Below are 20,657 nucleotides of genomic sequence, written 5' to 3' on the forward strand. Positions count from 1 at the left end.
CGGGGTTTTGTCATGTGTGGAATCGTCGGCGTTGTCAGCAACGCCCCTGTGAATCAGCTCATTTACGACGCGTTGCTGTTGCTGCAGCACCGTGGTCAGGATGCCGCCGGCATCGTGACCCAGCAGGAGCGGAAATTCTTCATGCACAAGGCCAAAGGCATGGTGCGTGATGTGTTCCGCACCCGCAATATGCGCGCCTTGCCAGGCAATGTGGGTCTGGGTCAGGTGCGTTACCCGACCGCAGGCAACGCCTACAGCGAGGAAGAGGCGCAGCCCTTTTACGTGAACGCGCCCTTCGGCATCGTGCTGGTGCACAACGGCAATCTGACCAACGCCAAGGCGCTGCGCTCGGAGCTGTTCTCCACCGACCACCGCCACACCAACACCGACAGCGACTCGGAAGTGCTGCTCAACGTGTTCGCGCATGAACTTGAGCGTGCCACGCGCGGCCTGCCGCTGCAGTCCGAAGAGGTGTTTGCCGCGGTTCGCGCGGTGCACAAGCGCGTCAAGGGCTCCTACGCCGTGATCGCCCTGATTGCGGGCCACGGCCTGCTCGCCTTCCGCGACCCGCACGGCATCCGTCCTCTGGCCATGGGCCGCAGTGCCGATGGCACGGTGATGGTGGGCAGCGAATCGGTGGCCCTGGAAGGCACCGGCCATGTCTTCGAGCGCAACATCAACCCTGGCGAGGCCGTGTTCATCGACCTCAAGGGCGAGGTCCATTCGCAGCAGTGCGCCGAGAACCCCAAGCTCAACCCCTGTATTTTTGAGTTTGTGTACCTGGCCCGTCCGGACTCGGTGCTGGACAACATCTCGGTCTACCAAGCCCGTTTGAACCTGGGCGAGACCCTGGCCAAGCGCGTGGTGTCGACCGTGCCGCCGAGCCAGATCGATGTGGTCATCCCAATTCCTGAATCCAGCCGCCCCAGTGCCACTCAGCTGGCGCACCTGCTGGGCCTGCCGTACCGCGAAGGTTTCGTGAAGAACCGTTACGTGGGCCGCACCTTCATCATGCCGGGCCAGGGCGTGCGCAAGAAGTCTGTGCGCCAAAAGCTCAACGTGATCGCCAGCGAATTCAAGGGCCGCAACGTGCTGCTGGTGGACGACTCCATCGTGCGTGGCACGACCAGCCGCGAAATCGTGCAAATGGCCCGTGACGCCGGCGCCAACAAGGTCTACATGGCCAGCGCTGCGCCGCCGGTGCGTTACCCCAATGTGTATGGCATCGACATGCCGACCAGCACTGAGCTGGTGGCCCACGGCCGCACGGTGGAAGAAGTGCGCCAGATCATTGGTTGTGACGCGCTGATTTACCAGGATGTGGATGCCATGAAGGCGGCCATTGGCTCGCTCAACAGCAGCATCACGGGTTTCGATGCCTCGTGCTTTGACGGTGTCTACGTGACTGGCGACATCACCTCTGACGACATCGCACGCCTCAATGAGAACCGCGTGGGACAGGAAGAGGGCGGCGACACCGACACCTCCCGCCTGGCCTTGCCGAACGCCCAGGTGGCCTGAGGCCCGGGGCGCAAGCCCTGGCCGCTGCTGCCGGCATTGTCTTTTTTGTGTTCCCTGTGCTCTGGCCACCTCGGTGGCCAGTGGCCTTTAAGCCCTGACCTGTCATGACCTCCGCTTCCACCGCTGTGCGCACCCGCTTCGCACCTTCGCCCACCGGCTTCATCCACCTGGGCAACATCCGCTCGGCCCTTTACCCCTGGGCTTTTGCGCGCGCCAACCAAGGCGTGTTTGTGCTGCGCATCGAGGACACCGATGTGGAGCGCTCTTCGCAGGCTGCGGTGGATGTGATCATCGAAGGCATGAAGTGGCTGGGCCTGGACCACGACGAAGGTCCGTTCTACCAAATGCAGCGCATGGACCGCTACAAGGAAGTGCTGGTCCAGCTGCAGGCGGCTGGCCACGTCTACCCTTGCTACATGAGCATGGCAGAGCTGGACGCTCTGCGTGAAAAGCAGATGGCCGCCAAGGAAAAGCCGCGCTACGACGGCACCTGGCGCCCCGCCCCTGGCAAGACCCTGCCGCCCGTGCCCGAAGGCGTGCAGCCGGTGCTGCGCTTCAAGAACCCGCAGGGCGGTTCGGTGGTCTGGGATGACAAGGTCAAGGGCCGCATCGAGATCAGCAACGACGAACTCGACGACCTCGTGATTGCGCGTCCGGACGGCACACCCACCTACAACTTCTGCGTGGTGGTGGATGACATCGACATGGCCATCACCCATGTGGTCCGTGGTGATGACCACGTCAACAACACGCCGCGCCAGATCAACATCTTCCAGGCCCTGGGCCAAGAGCCCCCGGTCTATGCCCACCTGCCCACCGTGCTCAATGAGCAGGGCGAGAAGATGAGCAAGCGCAACGGCGCCAAGCCCGTGACCCAGTACCGTGACGAGGGCTATCTGCCCGAAGCCATGGTGAACTACCTGGCGCGCCTGGGTTGGTCGCATGGCGATGACGAGATCTTCAGCCGTGAGCAGTTCCTGTCGTGGTTCAACCTGGACCACCTGGGCCGCAGCGCTGCCCAGTTCGACGAAGCCAAGCTGCGTTGGGTCAATGCCCAGCACCTCAAGGCCATGGATGACCAGGCGCTGAGTGACTTGGTGCAGCCTTTGCTGCAAGCGCGTGGCTTGACGGGCTTGGATGATGGCCGCCTGCCGCGCATCTGTGGCCTGTTCAAGGACCGCTGCGACACCCTGGTGGTGCTGGCGGATTGGGCTCAGGTGTTCTATGCAGACAGCGTGACACCGGTGGAAGACGAGCGTGCCAAGCATGTGACCGAAGCCATCTACCCGGCGCTGGACACCCTGGTCGCCAAGCTGCAGGACTGCGCTTGGGACAAGGCCTCGATTGCCGCAGCCTTCAAGGAAGTGCTGGCACAATACGGCCTGAAGATGCCTCAACTGGCCATGCCGGTGCGGGTGCTGACGGTGGGCACAGCCCACACGCCGTCGGTGGATGCGGTGCTTGAATTGGTCGGAAGAGAAAAAATTTCGATTCGTTTGCAAAACCGCTGAAAATCTGCCTATAATTCAAGTCTCAGCAGTTAACGACTTAGAGAAATTTAAGAAGTTAGCCAGAAATCGCGAGATTTCAAGTGGGGGTATAGCTCAGCTGGGAGAGCGCTTGCATGGCATGCAAGAGGTCATCGGTTCGATCCCGTTTACCTCCACCACTTTGTTGAGTCGTCCAAGGTTTTGACCCTATCGTCTAGAGGCCTAGGACATCACCCTTTCACGGTGAGTACCGGGGTTCGAATCCCCGTAGGGTCGCCAAGTTTGTAGCACTTGGCTCTGGCAACAGAGCGCAAAAGCTGCCTGCCAGGAGTGGTAGTTCAGTTGGTTAGAATACCGGCCTGTCACGCCGGGGGTCGCGGGTTCGAGTCCCGTCCACTCCGCCAGTTTGAAGTCTTTGTGTGTCATCGGCATGTAAAGCGTTTTTTGGTGAGAGCCAAAAAATTGGGGGTATAGCTCAGCTGGGAGAGCGCTTGCATGGCATGCAAGAGGTCATCGGTTCGATCCCGTTTACCTCCACCAATTTTTGTCAGTTTCGGTTAGTCCAAGGTTTGACCCTATCGTCTAGAGGCCTAGGACATCACCCTTTCACGGTGAGTACCGGGGTTCGAATCCCCGTAGGGTCGCCAAGTTTGTAGCACTTGGCTCTGATTGCAGAGCACAACAGCTATCTACCAGGAGTGGTAGTTCAGTTGGTTAGAATACCGGCCTGTCACGCCGGGGGTCGCGGGTTCGAGTCCCGTCCACTCCGCCAATTAAAACGGCTCACAGAGTTTTCTGTGGGCCGTTTTTCTTTGTCTGTCGCTTTTGACGCAGAGCCGATGTGGCGCAGCATGGGGGCGAAAAAAAGCCAGGACTGCGCCTGGCTTGGTTCAGCGATGTGCCGGCCTTGACGCCGGCATGGGCCGTGCCGCTCAGCGCGGTGCCAAGCGAATGGCGCCATCCAGGCGAATCACCTCACCATTGAGCATGTCGTTTTCGATGATGTGCTGGGCCAGGCGGGCGTAGTCGTTGGGCGTGCCCAGGCGCGAGGGGAAAGGCACGCTGGCGGCCAGGGCGTCTTGCACCTCTTGGGGCATGCCGAACAGCATGGGCGTGCCAAAGATGCCGGGGGCGATCGTCATGTTGCGGATGCCGTTGCGGGCCAAATCGCGGGCGATGGGCAGGGTCATGCCGACCACGCCGCCCTTGGAGGCGCTGTAAGCCGCCTGGCCGATTTGTCCGTCATAGGCAGCCACCGAGGCCGTGGAAATCAGCACGCCGCGCTCGCCGGTGCTCTCTGGTTCGTTCTTGCACATGGCGTCGGCAGCCAGGCGGATCATGTTGAAGGTGCCCACCAGGTTGACCATGATGGTCTTGCTGTAGACGGCCAGGGCGTGCGGGCCGTTCTTGCCCACGGTTTTCTCGGCTGGGGCGATGCCGGCGCAATTCACCAAACCCACCAATTTGCCCAGCGACACGGCTTTGGCCACCACGGCTTGGCCATCCGCCTCTTGGCTGACGTCGCACTTCACAAAGGCGCCGCCGAGTTCACGGGCCACGGCTTCGCCCTTTTCGGATTGCATGTCGGCAATCACGACGGTAGCGCCGTTGGCTGCCAGCATGCGGGCCGTGCCTTCTCCCAGGCCCGAAGCGCCGCCCGTGACGATGAAAACGCGGTCTTTGATTTGCATGGTGTCTCCTGTGTATGACGTTTACGTAAACGTCAATTATGGCATCCGAAATCGGGGTGGCACAAGCGTGAAAAAGGCCTCGCGCCTAGAAGCGGGAGGCCTGTGCAGAGCAGCCGGTAGGACGTCTTAGCGAAAGCCGACCCGGTCCAGCATCTGCTGCACCTTGATCTGGTTCATGCCCACGGCGCTCACGGGAATCAGCTCGCTTTTGAAGCTGCCACCGGTCATGGCTTTGAGCGCGGGGTTGTCGAACTGCACCCCTTTGGCTACCGGCCATTCGTTGTTGCCGTTGGCGAAGTGGTTTTGCGCTTCGGGGCTCACCAGGTATTCCAGGAAGCGCACGGCGTTGGCTTGGTTTTTGGCGTAACGAGCCACCGCGCCACCGGCCACGTTGACGTGCGTGCCTTCGCCGGCCTGGTTCGGGAACATGATCCCCAGCTTGTCGACCAGCGCGCGGTCGTCGGCGTTGGTGGAGCGCATCAGGCGCGCCAGGTAGTAGGAGTTGGTCACCGCCACCGCGCATTCACCCGAAGCCACGCCCTTGATCTGGTCGGTGTCGCCGCCCTTGGGGCTGCGCGCCAGGTTGTCGTTCAGGCCTTTGATCCAGGCCTCGGTCTTGACCGGGCCCAGGTGTTCCACCATGGCGCCAAACAGGCTCAGGTTGTAGGGGTGGGAGCCCGAGCGGATGCAAATGCGGCCCTTGTTGACCGGGTCGGCCAGCTTTTCGTAGGTGTCCACCTCGCTGGCTTTCACACGCTGCTTGTCATACACCACGATGCGGGCCCGGGTGGACAGGCCGAACCATGCCGTGGCGCCTTTGTCGTCAGGCTTGGCGCGCAGCTGGGGCGCAATGGCCGTAGTGAGCACCTTGGACTGAATGGGCTGGAACAGACCGTCCACTTCGGCCCGCCACAGCCGAGCCGCATCCACCAGCAGGATCACGTCCGCGGGCGAGGCTTGACCCTCGGTCTTGAGGCGGGCCAGGATGCCCGCGTCGTCCGAATCTACGCGCTGGATGCGGATGCCCGTGGCCTTGGTGAAGTTGCTGTAGAGCGCTTCGTCGCTGGGGTAATGGCGAGCCGAATAGAGGTTCAGGACTTGCTCTTGGGCCCAAGACGGGGCCGCATTCAGCAGCATGGCACAGGACAGGGCAATGGTCTTCAGCACGGTTTTCACAGCATTCCTTTGGCAGCGCCAGGCGTCTCAATGTAAAAATTCAGTATATCAATGAATGCGAATCATTCTTGAATTGAGGGGTATGCCGACGGAGATGGACACAGGGCGGACACTGCGGTGGATCGATCCGCCAGGGTGACCGTGCGGCTCAATCCCCTTGCCGGCGCAAGGTGCGGCTGAGCAGCAGCACCGGCCCCAAACCCACCAGCACCAGGGCCAGGCTGGGCAGAGCCGCTTCGCCCAGGCGTTCATCCCGGGCCAATTGGTAAGCCACCACGGCCAGGGTGTCTGAATTGAAGGGCCGCAGTACCAAGGTGGTGGGCAGCTCTTTCATCACGTCGACAAACACCAGCAGCAGGGCGGCTGCGCTGGAGCGCCGCAGCAGCGGGGCATGCACACGGCGCAGCAGGCCCCACCCGCGCACGCCGAGCAGTCGGGCCGACTCATCCAGGCTGGGCGGGATGCGCGCATAGCCACTTTGCACGGTTTGCAGCGCCACGGAAGAGAAGCGCACCAGGTAGGCCAGCACCAGTCCCAGCACCGTGGCGCTGAGCCAGTACCCGGCTTGCGAGGCTGGCCAGTGCTGTTGCAGCCAGCCAAAAGGCAGCAACAAACCGACCACCACCACGGCGCCTGGAACGGCGTATCCCAATCCCACCAGGCCACAGACCAGACGCGACAGGCGGTCCGGGCGCTGGCGTTGCAAGAAGGCCAGTGTCAGCGCCAAGGCCACGGCCAACAGCGCGCTGATGGCGCCCAGTTTCAGGCTGTTGAGCGACCAGTCAATGAAGCGCGTCCAGGGCAGTTCGCTCGGTTCGGCCAGCAGCGGGCGCAGCATGAACAGCACCGGCAGCACAAAGCCCAGCAGCACGGGCAGCCCGCAGACCAGCCAGGCCAGGGTCAAGCCCGGGCCGGCCAACGGGGCGGGACGGGCGCTGCTCACATCGCCCCGGTCTGGCTTGGCCTGGCTGAAGCGCAGGCGGCGCCGGGCGTGGCGCTCCAGGGCCAGCAGGCTGAGCACCACCAAGAGCAGGCAACCCGCCAACTGGCCAGCGGCCACCCGGTCGTCCATGGCCAGCCAGGCCTTGTAGATGCCGGCGGTGAAGGTCTGGATGCCGAAGTAGCTCGACACCCCATAGTCGGCCAAGGTCTCCATCAAGGCCAGGGCCACGCCGGCGGCGATGGCGGGGCGGGCCATGGGCAGCGCTATGACGCGGATGCGGCGCGACAGCGGAGCGCCCAGCAGGCGGGCGGCCTCCATCAACTGGCTGGCACGTTCGCTCAGGGCGGCGCGCGTCAGCAGGTAAACATAGGGGTAGAGCGCCAGCGTGAACACCACGGCGGCCCCGCCCAGGCTGCGCACTTCAGGCAGCACCCGCCCTTGCAAGCCCAGGTGCTGGCGCAGCGCACTTTGCAAAGGCCCGCTGAACTGCAGGAAGTCGGTGTAGGCATAGGCCACCACGTAGGCCGGCATGGCCAGGGGCAGCAGCAGGGCCCATTCAAAAAAGCGCCGGCCTCGAAACTCGAACAAGCTCACGGCCGTGGCCGTGCCCAGGCCCACCGCGGTGACCCCCAGGCCCACCAGCAGGCACAGGGCCAGCGAGGTCCAGGCGTAGTCGGGCAGCACGGTGCTGGCCATTTCCAGCAGGATCTGGGTACTTTGCGCACTGCCTTGCAGGGCAAACAAGAGCACCGACAACACCGGCAAGCAGAGCAGGCCAGCGATCAGGAGCAGCAAGATGGAGCGGGGCCAGGTGCGCAGCATGAGGGGGAGGGCGTGAGGAGGGTGCATTGTAGGAGCCGCTCGTGGGCCTGCGCGGTCAGGGGCCTTGCCTGCGGCACCGGCCTGGGGTCCCTACAATCGGCGGCTATGTTTTTAGAGCTGTCCCAGCTGGAGGTCCGTTACCCAGGTCGCGCGCGCGCGGCGGTGGCTCAGGTGTCGCTGGGCCTGCGCGCGGGGGACATTGGTGTGCTGTTGGGGCCCTCGGGCTGCGGCAAGACCTCGCTTTTGCGGGCCGTGGCCGGGCTGGAGCCGGTGGCCGCCGGCGCCATTCGCCTGTCTTCGCGCGTGGTCAGCCAGGCGGGCCGGGTGGTGCCGCCAGAGCAGCGTCGCATGGGCATGGTGTTTCAGGACTACGCCTTGTTCCCGCACCTGAGCATTGCCGACAACGTGGGCTTTGGTTTGGCGCCACTGTCGCGCGAGGCCCGCTCAGCCCGGGTGCGCGAGGTGCTCGGCCTGGTCGGCCTGGAGGACGCACAGGGGCGCTTTCCGCATGAACTGTCGGGCGGCCAGCAGCAGCGTGTGGCCCTGGCCCGGGCCCTGGCGCCTCAGCCTGATCTGCTGCTGCTCGATGAACCCTTTTCCAACCTCGATGTCGAACTGCGCGAGCGCCTGGCCCATGAGGTGCGGGGCATTCTGAAGCAGGCCGGCGCCACGGCGCTGATGGTCACCCACGACCAACTCGAGGCCTTTGCCATTGGCGACGTGATTGGCGTCATGCAAGACGGGGCGCTGCACCAATGGGACGACGCCTATTCGCTCTACCACCGACCCTCCACCCGGTTTGTCGCCGACTTTATTGGCCACGGCGTGCTCTTGCCCGCCAGCCTGAGCGGCCAAGGGGAGGCCCTGCGGGTGCACACCCCCTTGGGCGATTTGCAGGACCTGAGCGAATGTCCCCTGCCCACGGCCTACCCTGGTGGCCTGTGCGATGTGTTGTTCCGGGCCGATGACATCGTGCACGACGACGCTTCGACCGTGAAGGCGCGCATCCTGCGCAAGGCCTTCCGGGGCTCTGAATTCCTCTACACCTTGAGCCTGAGCACGGGCGAAACCGTGCTGGCCCATGTGCCCAGCCACCATGACCACGCGGTGGGTGAGTGGGTGGGCATCCGGCCTGAGATGGACCATGTGGTCACCTTTGCCCGGCTCCCGGCGGCCTGAGCGGGCTGCCTTCTCTTTTCTTTTTCATGTCCATGCGTTTTCCATTCCTGCGGGGTACCCGTGCCCCATCGTGCTCGCGCCTGTTGGGCGGGCTCTGCCTGGCCCTGATGCTGCAAGCCTGCAGCGCACCGCCCCCGTTGCTGCCGGGTTCGGGAGGGGCGACCGCCACGTCGGGCGCAAGCGCTTCTTCCAGCACGGCATCGGTCACCACGCCCCCGGTGGTGGTGCCCAGCCCACCGCCACGCCCCCCGCTGAAAATCGGTCTGGCCCTGGGCGGCGGTGCGGCGCGCGGCTTTGCCCACATCGGTGTGATCCAGGTGTTGGAAGAGGCGGGCATCAAGCCGGACTTCGTGGTGGGCACCTCGGCGGGCAGCGTGGTGGCTGCGCTGTATGCCAGCGGCAAGACCGGGGCTCAGTTGCAGCAGGTGGCTGAGACCATGGAAGAGGCGGCCATCACCGACTGGACCCTGCCCCTGTTCAGCCGGGGCATGCTCAAGGGAGAGGCCTTGGGCCGCTATGTGAACGGCCTGGTGGGCAACCGCTTGATTGAGGACATGCGCCTGCCCCTGGGGGTGGTCGCCACTGACCTGCAAAACGGGCAGGGCGTGCTCTTCCAACGCGGGAACACGGGCACCGCAGTGCGGGCCTCAAGCGCTGTGCCCTCGGTGTTTCAGCCTGTGAACATCGCGGGCCGCGACTACGTGGACGGTGGCCTGGTGTCGCCCGTGCCCGTGCGCTTTGCGCGCCAGATGGGGGCCACCTACGTGTTGGCCGTGGACATCTCCAGCCCGCCCGAGGGCAACCTCGCCAATGACTCGCTGCAAATCCTGCTCCAGACCTTTGCCATCATGTCCAAGAGCATCAATGCCTGGGAGCTGAAAGAGGCCGAGTTGGTGGTCAAGCCCGCGCTGCCTGGTGTCAAGAGCGCCGACTTTGGCGCCCGCCGCCGCTCCATCGAAGCGGGGCGGGTCGCCATGCTGCAGGCCTTGCCCACCTTGAAAGCCGCGCTGGCTGCGCGCTGAACGCGACCTGTTGCGCCCCCGCCAAAGGTGCCAGGGGCGAGCAAGGTCAGAGCGTGCGGGCTGGCAGGATGCTGCCCTCGCAGGCGCCAAAACCAATGCGTGCTGCGCCGGCTTTTTCGCACCAGCCGCGCAACACCACGCTGTCGCCGTCTTCGAGGTAGACGCGTTGCTCGCCCTGGGGCAGGGTGACGGGCTGCTTGCCGCCTTGGGTCAGCTCGATCAGGGCGCCGGCCTGGTCCAGTGTGGGGCCCGACAGCGTGCCGCTGCCCAGCAGGTCGCCGGGCTGCAGGTTGCAGCCATTGACCGTGTGGTGCGTGACCATCTGCGCCAGCGTCCAGTAGGCGTGTCGGTAGCTGGTGCGGCAAATGCTGGCTGGCGCCAGGCCTGCACTGCGCATGGCTGGGGTTTGCAGGCCGACGTCCAGCTGGATGTCGAAAGCGCCTTCCTGGCGGTTCGCGGCCGAGTCCAAATAGGCCAGGGGCTGCGGGTCGCCGGCGGGGCGCTCGAAGCCGGTGCGGTAGGGGGCCAGGGCATCCAGCGTCACGATCCAGGGCGAAATGGTGGTGGCGAAGTTCTTGGACAAGAAGGGGCCCAGGGGTTGGTACTCCCAGGCCTGGATGTCACGCGCTGACCAGTCGTTGAGCAGGCAGAGGCCGAACACGTGTTGCTCAGCGTCATCCATGGCGATGGGCTCGCCCAGTTCATTGCCCTGGCCCAGGAACACGCCCAGCTCCAGTTCGATGTCCAGCCGGCGGCAGGGGCCGAACACGGGCTCGGTGGCCCCGGGCGGCAGGGTCTGGCCCACGGGGCGGTGAAAGCGCTGACCCGACACGCCAATGCTGGAGGCCCGGCCATGGTAACCGATGGGCACCCACTTGTAATTGGGCAGCAAAGGGTTGTCCGGGCGGAACTGCTTGCCGATGTTGGTGGCGTGGTGCACCGAGGTGTAGAAGTCGGTGTAGTCACCGATGCGCGCCGGCACGGTGAACTCCGCTTGGGCTTGCGGCACCAGGCAGGTGGCCACCGTGTCGGCACCGGCAGCGCCTTCGCGCAGCAGGCGCGACAAGGCCAGGCGCAGCGCGCTCCAGGCCGTGGGGCCCAGGGCCATCAAGGCATTGAGCCGGTCTTGCGCGCCAGCCTGCAGGGCGGCGGCCGCTTCACCCGTGACCAGGCCGGTGCGGGCCAGGGCGGCCAGGTCGACGATTTGGTCGCCCAGGGCCACACCGCCGCGGAAGGCTTCGTCGCTGCCTTGGCGACGGAATACGGCAAAGGGCAGGTTCTGGATCGGGAAGTCGCCGCCGGGCGTTTGGGCTGAGGCCAGCCAGCTGCGCAGTGCGGGGTGGTGGGTTTCGTTCAAAAGGGTGCTCATGCTTGGAACTCCGTGGCGTGCATCCAGGCCGCATGCTGGGGCGCGCGCTTGGTGCGGCTCCACTCTTCCAGCATGTCCCATTTGACCGCCGCAGCCTTGCCCAGCAGCTCGGGCGTGCTGGTGTCGGCAGCCAGTTCCAGGCGGTGGCCGTTGGGGTCGAAGAAGTAAATCGACTTGAACAAGGTATGGTCGGTCACGCCCACCACCTCGATGCCGTCGGCCTGCAAGCGGGCCTTGACGCGCTCCAACGTGGCGACGGAGTCGACCTGGAAGGCGATGTGTTGCACCCAGTCAGGGGTGTTCTCATCGCGACCCATGGGGGCTTGCTGTGGCAGTTCAAAGAAGGCCAGCACATTGCCGCCACCGGCGTCCAGGAAGATGTGCATGTAGGGGTCGGGTGCCTTGGTGGAGGGCACTTGGTTCTCGGCAAAGGCGAGCTGGAAGTCCATTTCCAGGTACTTGGTGTACCACTCGACGGTTTGCTTCGCGTCCTTGCAGCGGTAGGCCACGTGGTGGATTTTCTCGATCAGCATCTCAGGCTCCTTGGTTCATGGGGCAATGGTGAAGGTGTCAAAGGGCGAGCACGATGCGCTCGCCCAAGGCCCGCGAGCAGCAGGCCATCATGCGTTGGTTGGATTGGCGCTCCCCCTTGGTCAGCACCTTGTCGCGGTGGTCGATGTCGCCGCTGAGCACGCTGACTTCGCAGGTGCCGCAAAGGCCCTCACCGCAATCACAGGGGATGTCGACGCCTGCGGCCTGCAAGGCCTGCAGGAGGGTCTGGTGGCGTGGTACTTCGACGCGCAGGCCAGAGTCTTGGAGTTCGACGACGAAGGCGTGTTCCTTCTCGGGGTCCAGTGCGGCGTGTTCGGCACTGAAGTGCTCAAAGCGCAGTGTGCCTTCGGGCCAGGCCTCGGCCAGGGACTCCAGCTCGGCAATCAGCCGGTCGGGACCGCAGGCATAGACCCGGCAGTCCGCGCCGACGCTGGCCAGCAGAACGGGCAGGTCCATGCGCTGTCCCTGGTCCTTCAGGTGCAGGCGCAAGTGCGGGCCGTGCGCACCTTCGGCGCGGGCCAGCAAAGCCATGTGCTGGCGCGAGCGGCCGGCGTAATGCAGTTCGTAGCGGTGGCCCAGGGCGCGCAGCCGATCGGCCATGGCCAGGATGGGCGTGATGCCAATGCCCGCCGCGATCAGGATGTGGTGGCGCGCGCTTTCATCGAGGCGAAACAGGTTCTTGGGGCCGGCCATTTGCAGGGTATCGCCCACCTGCAGGGTGTCGCAAAAATGGCGCGAGCCGCCCCGGCCCTCGCTCTCACGCTGCACCACCACCTCGTAGCAGCCGCTTGAGGTGGGCGAGCCACACAGCGAGTACTTGCGGCGAAAGCCGCCCGCGATCAGGTCCACATGGGCGCCAGCGGTCCAGGCCGGTAAGCGGCTGTTCCCCACCGGAGCCAGTACAAAGCGGAACAGGTTCTCGCCCTCGGTCTGCTTGTCGCACACACACACAGTCCGGGTCAGTCCATCCTTCGGGGGCGGGCCGACCTGGAACTCGGCCAGCGTGACCAACTGCACCGGGACTTGGCGCTCGGGGTTGAGGGTGGGGTCCCACTCGACCCACAGCGCCGAGGGGCCGCGGAAGGAGGTGTTGGACAAGAAATCAAAGCTTTGTGGCTGCACCAGGCGCAGGTGGGGCAGGCGGCGCACAAACTCTTCCAGAAACACCCGCATCTGCATGCGGCCAATGTTTTTGCCCATGCACTGGTGGGCGCCATAGCCAAAGGTCAGGTGCTCGACCGCGTTCTCGCGGTACAGGTCCACCCGGTCTGGGTCCTCAAAGTGGCTGGGGTCGAAATTGGCCGAGGCTTGGACCAACAGCAGCTTGCCGCCTTGCGGGATGGTGACGCCGCCCACCTGCGTGGCGCGGGTGGCCTGGCGGCGCCAGGCAATGATGGAGCCGGCCACCCGCAGGCATTCCTCGACCGCATTGGGGATCAGCGCGGGTTGGGCACACAGGGCTTCCCAGCTGTCGCGCTGGGTCAGCAAGGTCATGAAGGCATTGGCGGTCGCGTTGGACGTGGTTTCGTGCGCCGCCGCCAGGATGGCCATCATCATGGAGCGCAGGTAAGACAGGGTCACCACCTCGGGGTGCAGCCGGTGTTGGCGAATGCTCTCGTACATCCAGCCTTCGCCATCGGGCTGGGCCAGCATGCCGTCCAGAATGGACTGGGCCGTTTGCCAGAAGCGTCCCACGTTGTGGGCGATGGTGAGCTGTTCCTCGGGGGTGGGCCGGCCCCAGGTGTTCAGGGTGTGGGCCACGGCAAACTGGCGCAGCTGCTCGGCGCCTTCGTCGGGCACACCCAGAAAATGCAGCGCGATGGTGAGCGGAATTTCGTAGAACATCTCCGCCACCAGGTCAGCCCGGCCCTGGTCGATGAAGCGGTCCATGTACTGGCGCGCGAGTTGGCGGATGGCTGGCTCATAGCTCATCAGGCGCTCGGGCAGGAAGGCGTCCATCAGCAGGCGGCGCCGCGCCATGTGATCGGGCTCGTCTTCGTTGACCATGGTGCGGTTCATGGCGAAGCCGTAGCGCTTCAGGATGGCCAGCACCTCGTCCGACGCCGGCGTGATTTTCTCCAGGGCAATGCAGGGCGAGAACAACAGGTTGTCGCGGAACACGGCCTTCACATCTTCATAGCGCGTGACCACCCAGTAGCCCAGCTCGGGGCTGTAAAACACCGGTTCCTCGTCACGCGCCCAGCGCAGGCTTGCCGCCGGGTTCTGCTGGTAGTCGGGCTGGAAGGGGTCGAAGGCCGCCGCCCGAGCGCTCACCGGGCAGCCGGTGGGGCTCAAGGCGGGGCTCAGGGCCGTGTGGTCGACCGGGCAGCGGCCTGTCGCGGTGACGGCGCTTTTCTGGGGCATGGCGATCTCCTTTTGCGTAAATGTATTACGCAAAAAGAAATCTCAAATACGTACTATTCCCTAGTGTTGGCGCCTGGGTAGCCCATCGCGCGGCTGATGACCCGGGCTTCGTGCAGCAGGGCTGGGCAGATTGCGCCGTCCGGGTGCAGGTCGAAGCCACCGGTGGCGCCCAGCGTGGCCAGGGTCGCGCAGACCTTGCCCGTCGCATCAAAAATCGGCGCGGCCAAGGCGCTGATGCCGCGCAGCATGGCGTCTTGCACCACGGCATGGCCGCTGGCGCGCACTTGCTGGCGCAGCTGTTCAATGGGGCGCGGGCCGCTCAGTTGGGCGCGCCGGTCCGCTGTGGCTTGGGCGAACTCCTGCTCGGCCAGCGCCAGCACCTGGCGATCATCGGAAAAGCCCAGGAACACCCGGCCCGCGGCCGACCACAGCGTGGGCATCACCGAGCCGGCACGCATGTTCACCGTCACTGGCAAGGTGGGTTCTTCGATGCGCAGCACCGTGGGCCCTTTGTTGCCCATCACGGCCAAAAAGGCGGTCACCTCCAGCGATTCGCGCAAGCGCACCAAAGAGGCCTCGCCCAAGCGGATCGGGTCGCACTGGCGCAGCGCGGCCAAGCCGATGGAGATGGCCTCCTGGGCCAGGTAGTAGTGCTGGTTGGCCGGTGACTGGTCGACAAAGCCTTGCTGGCACAGGCTGGCCAGGTAGCGGTGGACCTTGGCCGGGCTTTCATCCACCTCGGCCGCGGTGGCGGTCAGGCTGGCCGCGCCCCCCAGGCGGGCCAGCGCCTTCAGGATGCTCAGCCCCATTTCGGCGGACTGAACCCGTTGGCGGCGGTCGGCGGGGCGTGTGGAAGAAGTGGGTTCACTCATGGGCGGTGGTTGGTGGGGCTGTTTCTAAGGGAAAACGTGAATCCTTGTTTTTACGCATAGCGTATTAACATCACGCCAATATACCGAATTGGAGCGAAGGTGAGAACATGCTGAAAACACGACGTGGGCTGCTGGCGGCTCTGGCACTGCCTGTCTTATGCCTGGGGGGCTTGCCCGCCCATGCACAAAGCTACCCAGCCAAGCCCATCCGCTGGCTGGTGCCTTATCCGGCAGGTGGGGGCTCGGATTTTCTGGCCCGCACCGTCGGCCAGCCATTGTCGGCCCAGATCAGCCAGCCGGTGTTGGTGGACAACAAGCCCGGGGGCAACACCGCCATCGCCGCCACAGAGCTCGCCCGCTCGGCCGCTGACGGCTACACCATCTTGTCGGCCGACAACGGCACCATGGTGTTCAATTCGGCGCTCTATTCCAAACTGTCGTACAGCCCCAGCAAAGACCTGCTGCCGGTCACTTTGATGGGCAAGTTCCCCATGATTCTGGTGGCCAGCCCCGCGTCGGACATCAAGGACGCCAAGGACCTGATTGCCCAGGCCAAGGCCAAACCCGGCAGCATCAACTTTGCATCGGCCGGCGCCGGTAGTCCGCACCACCTGGCGATGGAGTTGCTCAAGGTCGATGCGGGCATCTTCATGACGCACATCCCTTACCGTGGTGCTGCTCCAGCGCTGACCGATCTGGCCGGTGGTCAGATCCCCGTCATGATGGTGGACTTGGCTGCCGGTGGCGCTTTCATCAAGGCTGGCAAGGTGCGGCCTTTGGCCGTGGCCAGCGCCAAGCGCCTGCCCCAGCTGCCTGAAGTGCCGACCTTTGCCGAGCTGGGCTACAAGAACGTTGAGGCCTCGGCCCAGGTGGGCATCGTTGCCCCCGCCGGCACGCCGGCGGAGGTGGTGGCCGCTTTGCAAAAGCAGGTCGCTGCGGCCATCAACCAGCCGGCTGTGAAGCAAAAGCTGATCGACTTTGGCATCGAGCCCGTGGCCAGCACCCCTCAGCAGTACGCCGATTTGATCCGCACCGAGACGGTGCGCTGGCACAAGATCATCAAGGACCAACGCATCTCGCTGGACTGAAGTCGCCAAAAAAAAGCCCAGTCAGAGACTGGGCTTGAAAGGATCCCTGAGCCAGAGGCGTCGAAAGGATCCAGGAGACAACTGCGGGGTGATTCAAGCCTCTAGAGGCGGGTCCACCCACCCGGCGCGCAAGGCTGCCGGGTGTTGAAAAAGGCTCAGCGCTTCTTGGCGGCGCTGGTGGTGGTCTTGGCCGCGTTCACAGCGCTGGCAGCCACGGCGTTGAAGTTGGCTTCGGCCACATCGGTGGCTTGCTTGACAGCCTTTTGCACCGATTCGAATGCGTTGTTGGCAGCGGTCACGGCGCTCTTGATGGCGGCGACGGCGGTTTCAGAACCGGCGGGTGCGTTCTTGGCAGCGCTGTCCACCAGGGTGGCCACGGTCTTTTGCACTTCAGCGGTCTTGCCTTCCACGGCCTTGCCGAATTCAGCGCCGGTGCCCGAAGCGATGTCATACAGGTGACGGCTGTAAGCGGCAGTCTTTTCGGCCAGGGGCTGGAACAGGCCAGCTTGCAGGGCCAGCAGCTCTTGGGCGTCCTTGACGCTCAGCACGGCTTGGGTGTGGCTGGCAGCTTCTTGCAGGGCGGCGCGCGAAGCGGTCACGTTCAGTTCAACCAGCTTTTCCAGGCCTTCGAAAGCCTTGGTGGTCAGACCAAACAGGGTTTCAACGTTGGCTTTGTGGGCGGCCAGGACTTGTTCGGGGGTCAGCGACATGAGGAACTCCTAAAAATAAAAAGGTGAACTGACAAGGTCTCTGCTCTGAACCGATCAAGTCATGTTGCAGTGCAGCATGGGTTGAAGTATGCGACGGCGCTTGGCGCTTGGCAAGCGTTTTTTGCTGCACTGCAACAAAATTCTTGCGTGCGCGTGGAAAACCTTGATCCGCGACAATTTGCCAATGCAGGCTTTTTACGCAGATCACTTTGTCTTGCCCTTGCCCGAGGGCCACCGATTTCCCATGCAGAAGTACCGCCTGCTGCGCGACCGCTTGGTGGCTGAGTTGCCCCAGGTGCGCATGCTGGAGGCGCCGCGCGCCACCGATGGTGAGTTGGCCTTGGCCCATGCGCCGGCCTATGTGGCAGCGGTCCAGGACGGCAGCTTGGATGCCGCACAACAGCGTGAGATTGGCTTTCCCTGGAGCCCCGCCATGGCCGAGCGCTCGCGCCGCTCTGTCGGGGCCACCGTGGCTGCGTGCCGTGCGGCCTGGCAAGAAGGCATCGCTGCCAACCTGGCTGGCGGCACCCACCATGCCAGTGCGGACCGTGGCGGTGGCTTTTGTGTCTTCAATGACCTGGCCGTGGCCGCGCGGCTGATGCAGGCCGAGCACTTTCGCCGGCACCGCCGCGCCCTGAAGGTCCTGATCGTGGACCTGGATGTGCACCAGGGCAATGGCACGGCCAGCATCTTTGCGCGCGATGACTCGGTGTTCACCTTGTCCCTGCATGGCGAGAAGAACTTTCCGTTTCGCAAAGTGGCGGGTGATTTGGATGTGGACTTGCCCGATGGCTGCACGGACGAGGCCTATTTGCACGCCCTGGAGTTGGCCTTGGAGGCGGTTGAGCAGCGCTTTGAACCGGGCTTGGTCTTGTACCTGGCCGGGGCGGACCCGCACGAGGGAGACCGCCTGGGGCGCCTCAAACTCAGCTACGACGGCCTGGAGGCGCGCGACCGCCGCGTGCTGGACTGGGCCTGGCGCCGAGCGCTGCCGCTGGCTTTTGCCATGGGCGGCGGCTACGGGCATGACCTGGCCAGCACGGTGCAGGTGCAGTTCAACACCTACCGCGTGGCTGCGGATTACCACGCGCGCTGGCGGGCCAGACCGGCGCCCCGGGCGGCTTGAGGGCACGGTCCCACCCGACGAAAAAAAGCGCGACCTCCTGGCTTGGAGATCGCGCCTGGCCCGCAGCCGGGGCCGCGGGCGGGTGAGGGGCCTCAGCCCGGCATCACTTCTTGAGGTCGAAGCGGTCCAGGTTCATGACCTTGGTCCAGGCCGCCACGAAGTCGCGCACCAATTTGGCTTCGGCGCCGTTTTGGGCATAGACCTCGGCCAATGCCCGCAGCTGCGAGTTGGAGCCGAACACCAGGTCAACCCGGGTGCCCGTGCGCAGCACGTCACCGGTCTGGCGATCCCTGCCCTCGTACACGGTGGCGTCGCTGGCGCTGGGCTTCCAGGCGGTGCGGATGTCAAGCAAGTTGACGAAGAAGTCGTTGCTCAGCACGCCCACACGCTGGGTCCAGACACCGTTCGGGCTGGCGTTGGTGTTGGCGCCCAAGACACGCAGGCCACCGACCAGCACGGTCATTTCAGGGGCGCTCAGGGTCAGCAACTGGGCTTTGTCGATCAACTGCTCTTCCGGCGAAACCGAGTAAGCCTTCTTTTGGTAGTTGCGGAAGCCATCGGCCACCGGTTCCAGCACCGAGAAGGACTCGGCATCGGTTTGCTCGGCGCTGGCGTCCGTGCGACCCGGGGTGAAGGGCACGTCGATGGCGTGGCCCGCGGCCTTGGCGGCGGCCTCCACGGCGGCGCTGCCGCCCAGCACGATCAGATCGGCCAGAGACACCTTTTTACCGCCGCTGGCAGCCGCGTTGAAGGCTTGCTGAATGCCTTCCAAAGCGCCCAGGACCTTGGTCAGTTGGGCGGGTTGGTTGGCTTCCCAGTCCTTTTGCGGGGCCAGGCGAATGCGGGCACCGTTGGCACCGCCGCGCTTGTCCGAACCGCGGAAGGTCGAGGCCGAAGCCCAGGCCGTTGCCACCAGTTCGCTGATCGACAGGCCTGAGGCGAGGATCTGCGCCTTGAGTGCCGCGATGTCTTGAGCATCGACGAGGGCATGGTCCAGCGCCGGGATCGGGTCTTGCCAGATCAGGTCTTCGGCCGGCACCTCGGAGCCCAAATAGCGCACCTTGGGGCCCATGTCGCGGTGGGTCAGCTTGAACCAGGCGCGGGCGAAAGCATCAGCGAAAGCCTGCGGGTCTTGGTGGAAGCGGCGCGAGATTTTCTCGTAGGCCGGGTCGAAGCGCAGCGACAGGTCGGCCGTGGTCATCATGGGCGCGTGCTTCTTGCTCGGGTCGTGCGCGTCCGGGATCATGTGCTCGGGCTTCACGTTCTGGGCCACCCACTGGTGGGCGCCAGCGGGGCTCTTGGTCAGCGCCCATTCGTAGCCGAACAGGGTGTCGAAGTAGCCGTTGTCCCAGGTCGTGGGGTTGGGCTTCCAGGCGCCTTCGATGCCGCTGGTGGTGGTGTCCACGCCCTTGCCGGTGCCGAATTGGTTGATCCAGCCCAGGCCTTGGGCCTCGATCGGAGCGCCTTCCGGTTCAGGGCCGACCAGCTTAGGGTCACCAGCGCCGTGGGCCTTGCCGAAGGTGTGGCCGCCGGCCACCAGGGCCACGGTTTCTTCGTCGTTCATGGCCATGCGGGCAAAGGTTTCACGCACATCGCGGCCCGAGGCCACCGGGTCGGGGTTGCCGTCCGGACCTTCGGGGTTCACATAGATCAGGCCCATTTGCACGGCGGCCAGTGGGTTTTCCAATTGACGCTCGCCCGAATAGCGGCTGTTGGGCTTGTCGCTGGTGGCCAGCCATTCTTTTTCGCCGCCCCAGTAGATGTCCTCTTCGGGCTGCCAGATGTCGGCTCGGCCGCCACCAAAGCCAAAGGTCTTGAAGCCCATGGTTTCCATGGCCACGTTCCCTGCCAGCACCATCAGGTCGGCCCAGGACAGCTGGTTGCCGTATTTCTGTTTGATGGGCCACAGCAGGCGGCGCGCCTTGTCCAGGTTGCCGTTGTCGGGCCAGCTGTTGAGCGGGGCAAAGCGTTGGTTGCCGGTGCCTGCGCCGCCGCGACCATCTGCCGTGCGGTAGGTGCCGGCGCTGTGCCAAGCCATGCGGATGAACAGGCCACCGTAGTGGCCCCAATCGGCTGGCCACCAGTCTTGCGAGTCGGTCATCAGGGCGGCCAGGTCTTTTTTGAGAGCAGCCAGGTCGATTTTTTCGAATTCGCTGGCGTAGTCAAAGTCGGCGCCCAGCGGGTTGGAGGCTGGTGCGTGCTGGTGCAGGATGCCCAGGTTCAATTGGTTGGGCCACCAGTCGCGGTTGGACTGGGCACCTTGGCTGGCGCGGGCACCCTGGCCGGCGGCAAAAGGGCATTTGGATTCGTTCGACATGCTTTCTCCTATTGAGGTTGAACATCACTTCACGGGCGAAGCGTGGGCACTGGACCTGCCCATCAAGACACTGGTCGCCCTGGGCTGGTGGTCAGCGTCAGGGCATGGGTCGAATGATAGAGATGGCCCAGATAAAAAACACCTTTTCAGGCTGAAAATCCGATCACTTCTGTCAATCGGCGAAATAGGCGAATCCAATTAAAAATGAAATTTCACGCATGCATGGTTCGGTGGGTGAACCTAAATGTAAAAAATTAATTCATTGCTGCGGCTTTGCCGTTGCAGGATGGCCGCCCAAGCGACGGTGTCGTTTTTCAACTGGCTTCAGTTGTTACGAAAAAATGTAATTCGCAAGCTCGGCGGCGCCTTGTCCAAGGCGAGCGCTGGCTGTTCAGGCATCTGAGCGCAGTCGCAT

Annotated in this window: 15 protein-coding genes and 6 tRNA genes; 12 read left to right on the forward strand and 9 right to left on the reverse strand. The window is 64.3% G+C overall.

Going from position 1 to position 20,657, the window contains the following annotated elements:
* Window positions 1-12: 12 nt before the first annotated feature.
* The 8 genes from purF (at window position 13) to PSQ39_RS19180 (ending at window position 3,783) form a co-directional block, all read left to right on the forward strand.
* The gene (gene purF, locus PSQ39_RS19145; RefSeq protein WP_273928805.1) at window positions 13-1,521 is read left to right on the forward strand and encodes an amidophosphoribosyltransferase; all 1,509 of its coding nucleotides are present in this window, start codon (window positions 13-15) and stop codon (window positions 1,519-1,521) included.
* Window positions 1,522-1,625: 104 nt separating this feature from the next.
* On the forward strand, window positions 1,626-3,032 hold the full coding sequence (gene gltX, locus PSQ39_RS19150) for a glutamate--tRNA ligase (protein ID WP_273928806.1): 1,407 nt from the start codon (window positions 1,626-1,628) through the stop codon (window positions 3,030-3,032).
* An 82-nt stretch (window positions 3,033-3,114) separates the two neighbouring features.
* Window positions 3,115-3,190 (forward strand) — tRNA-Ala (locus PSQ39_RS19155).
* Between the two features lie 24 nt (window positions 3,191-3,214).
* A tRNA-Glu gene (locus PSQ39_RS19160) sits at window positions 3,215-3,290 on the forward strand.
* Between the two features lie 48 nt (window positions 3,291-3,338).
* Window positions 3,339-3,415 (forward strand) — tRNA-Asp (locus tag PSQ39_RS19165).
* Between the two features lie 60 nt (window positions 3,416-3,475).
* Window positions 3,476-3,551: transfer RNA gene (locus PSQ39_RS19170), tRNA-Ala, on the forward strand.
* Window positions 3,552-3,582: 31 nt separating this feature from the next.
* Window positions 3,583-3,658: transfer RNA gene (locus tag PSQ39_RS19175), tRNA-Glu, on the forward strand.
* Between the two features lie 48 nt (window positions 3,659-3,706).
* Window positions 3,707-3,783 (forward strand) — tRNA-Asp (locus PSQ39_RS19180).
* A 160-nt stretch (window positions 3,784-3,943) separates the two neighbouring features.
* Here PSQ39_RS19180 and PSQ39_RS19185 read toward each other — a convergent pair.
* The 3 genes from PSQ39_RS19185 to PSQ39_RS19195 all read right to left on the reverse strand — a co-directional run bounded on the left by PSQ39_RS19185 (window position 3,944) and on the right by PSQ39_RS19195 (window position 7,643).
* Window positions 3,944-4,702 carry a 3-hydroxyacyl-CoA dehydrogenase gene (locus tag PSQ39_RS19185; RefSeq protein WP_273928808.1) on the reverse strand — a complete coding sequence of 253 codons (759 nt, stop codon included), beginning with the start codon at window positions 4,700-4,702 and terminating at the stop codon, window positions 3,944-3,946.
* Between the two features lie 126 nt (window positions 4,703-4,828).
* Complete coding sequence (locus PSQ39_RS19190; RefSeq protein ID WP_273928852.1) at window positions 4,829-5,839, reverse strand: extracellular solute-binding protein; 1,011 nt, start codon at window positions 5,837-5,839, stop codon at window positions 4,829-4,831.
* 187 nt (window positions 5,840-6,026) lie between these two features.
* Complete coding sequence (locus PSQ39_RS19195; RefSeq protein WP_273928809.1) at window positions 6,027-7,643, reverse strand: ABC transporter permease; 1,617 nt, start codon at window positions 7,641-7,643, stop codon at window positions 6,027-6,029.
* A gap of 105 nt (window positions 7,644-7,748) precedes the next feature.
* On the opposite strand from PSQ39_RS19195, the gene PSQ39_RS19200 reads away from it, so the two are divergent.
* A complete protein-coding gene (locus tag PSQ39_RS19200; RefSeq protein WP_273928811.1) occupies window positions 7,749-8,822 on the forward strand; it encodes an ABC transporter ATP-binding protein in 1,074 nt (357 codons plus the stop codon).
* A 32-nt stretch (window positions 8,823-8,854) separates the two neighbouring features.
* The gene (locus tag PSQ39_RS19205; protein WP_273928813.1) at window positions 8,855-9,844 is read left to right on the forward strand and encodes a patatin-like phospholipase family protein; all 990 of its coding nucleotides are present in this window, start codon (window positions 8,855-8,857) and stop codon (window positions 9,842-9,844) included.
* Window positions 9,845-9,890: 46 nt separating this feature from the next.
* Here the strand turns inward: PSQ39_RS19205 and fahA are convergent, their stop codons facing one another.
* From fahA to PSQ39_RS19225, 4 genes are read right to left on the reverse strand one after another with little or no spacing between them, the layout of a single operon-like run.
* A complete protein-coding gene (gene fahA, locus PSQ39_RS19210) occupies window positions 9,891-11,213 on the reverse strand; it encodes a fumarylacetoacetase (protein ID WP_273928815.1) in 1,323 nt (440 codons plus the stop codon).
* Window positions 11,210-11,746: a VOC family protein gene (locus tag PSQ39_RS19215; protein WP_273928817.1), complete on the reverse strand. Its 537-nt coding sequence runs from the start codon at window positions 11,744-11,746 to the stop codon at window positions 11,210-11,212. Before PSQ39_RS19215 ends, fahA begins: the two co-directional genes overlap by 4 nt.
* A gap of 37 nt (window positions 11,747-11,783) precedes the next feature.
* The gene (locus PSQ39_RS19220; RefSeq protein WP_273928819.1) at window positions 11,784-14,129 is read right to left on the reverse strand and encodes a cytochrome P450/oxidoreductase; all 2,346 of its coding nucleotides are present in this window, start codon (window positions 14,127-14,129) and stop codon (window positions 11,784-11,786) included.
* A 53-nt stretch (window positions 14,130-14,182) separates the two neighbouring features.
* Window positions 14,183-15,001 carry an IclR family transcriptional regulator gene (locus PSQ39_RS19225; RefSeq protein ID WP_273928821.1) on the reverse strand — a complete coding sequence of 273 codons (819 nt, stop codon included), beginning with the start codon at window positions 14,999-15,001 and terminating at the stop codon, window positions 14,183-14,185.
* A gap of 107 nt (window positions 15,002-15,108) precedes the next feature.
* Here PSQ39_RS19225 and PSQ39_RS19230 point away from each other — a divergent pair, with 107 nt between their 5' ends.
* A complete protein-coding gene (locus PSQ39_RS19230; RefSeq protein WP_273928823.1) occupies window positions 15,109-16,089 on the forward strand; it encodes a Bug family tripartite tricarboxylate transporter substrate binding protein in 981 nt (326 codons plus the stop codon).
* 155 nt (window positions 16,090-16,244) lie between these two features.
* On the opposite strand, the gene PSQ39_RS19235 is transcribed toward PSQ39_RS19230, so the two are convergent.
* Complete coding sequence (locus PSQ39_RS19235) at window positions 16,245-16,799, reverse strand: phasin family protein (protein ID WP_273928825.1); 555 nt, start codon at window positions 16,797-16,799, stop codon at window positions 16,245-16,247.
* Between the two features lie 184 nt (window positions 16,800-16,983).
* Here PSQ39_RS19235 and PSQ39_RS19240 point away from each other — a divergent pair, with 184 nt between their 5' ends.
* Window positions 16,984-17,925, forward strand: a complete 942-nt coding sequence (locus PSQ39_RS19240; protein ID WP_273928827.1) for a histone deacetylase family protein — start codon at window positions 16,984-16,986, stop codon at window positions 17,923-17,925.
* 103 nt (window positions 17,926-18,028) lie between these two features.
* Here PSQ39_RS19240 and katG read toward each other — a convergent pair whose 3' ends face one another.
* Window positions 18,029-20,242 (reverse strand): catalase/peroxidase HPI, encoded by a 2,214-nt coding sequence (gene katG, locus PSQ39_RS19245; RefSeq protein WP_273928829.1) that lies wholly within the window; start codon window positions 20,240-20,242, stop codon window positions 18,029-18,031.
* Window positions 20,243-20,657: the final 415 nt, after the last annotated feature.

The organism is Curvibacter microcysteis (assembly GCF_028649455.1).
Lineage (GTDB): Bacteria > Pseudomonadota > Gammaproteobacteria > Burkholderiales > Burkholderiaceae_C > Curvibacter > Curvibacter microcysteis.

Excerpts from the sequence above, each read along its gene's own strand:
- PSQ39_RS19225 (WP_273928821.1), bottom strand. The coding sequence starts at position 15,001 with ATGAGTGAACCCACTTCTTCCACACGCCCCGCCGACCGCCGCCAACGG.
- gltX (WP_273928806.1), top strand. The coding sequence starts at position 1,626 with ATGACCTCCGCTTCCACCGCTGTGCGCACCCGCTTCGCACCTTCGCCC.
- purF (WP_273928805.1), top strand. The coding sequence starts at position 13 with ATGTGTGGAATCGTCGGCGTTGTCAGCAACGCCCCTGTGAATCAGCTC.
- PSQ39_RS19235 (WP_273928825.1), bottom strand. The coding sequence starts at position 16,799 with ATGTCGCTGACCCCCGAACAAGTCCTGGCCGCCCACAAAGCCAACGTT.
- PSQ39_RS19195 (WP_273928809.1), bottom strand. The coding sequence starts at position 7,643 with ATGCTGCGCACCTGGCCCCGCTCCATCTTGCTGCTCCTGATCGCTGGC.
- fahA (WP_273928815.1), bottom strand. The coding sequence starts at position 11,213 with ATGAGCACCCTTTTGAACGAAACCCACCACCCCGCACTGCGCAGCTGG.
- PSQ39_RS19205 (WP_273928813.1), top strand. The coding sequence starts at position 8,855 with ATGCGTTTTCCATTCCTGCGGGGTACCCGTGCCCCATCGTGCTCGCGC.
- PSQ39_RS19230 (WP_273928823.1), top strand. The coding sequence starts at position 15,109 with ATGCTGAAAACACGACGTGGGCTGCTGGCGGCTCTGGCACTGCCTGTC.
- PSQ39_RS19190 (WP_273928852.1), bottom strand. The coding sequence starts at position 5,839 with ATGCTGCTGAATGCGGCCCCGTCTTGGGCCCAAGAGCAAGTCCTGAAC.
- PSQ39_RS19220 (WP_273928819.1), bottom strand. The coding sequence starts at position 14,129 with ATGCCCCAGAAAAGCGCCGTCACCGCGACAGGCCGCTGCCCGGTCGAC.
- katG (WP_273928829.1), bottom strand. The coding sequence starts at position 20,242 with ATGTCGAACGAATCCAAATGCCCTTTTGCCGCCGGCCAGGGTGCCCGC.
- PSQ39_RS19240 (WP_273928827.1), top strand. The coding sequence starts at position 16,984 with ATGCAGGCTTTTTACGCAGATCACTTTGTCTTGCCCTTGCCCGAGGGC.
- PSQ39_RS19185 (WP_273928808.1), bottom strand. The coding sequence starts at position 4,702 with ATGCAAATCAAAGACCGCGTTTTCATCGTCACGGGCGGCGCTTCGGGC.
- PSQ39_RS19200 (WP_273928811.1), top strand. The coding sequence starts at position 7,749 with ATGTTTTTAGAGCTGTCCCAGCTGGAGGTCCGTTACCCAGGTCGCGCG.
- PSQ39_RS19215 (WP_273928817.1), bottom strand. The coding sequence starts at position 11,746 with ATGCTGATCGAGAAAATCCACCACGTGGCCTACCGCTGCAAGGACGCG.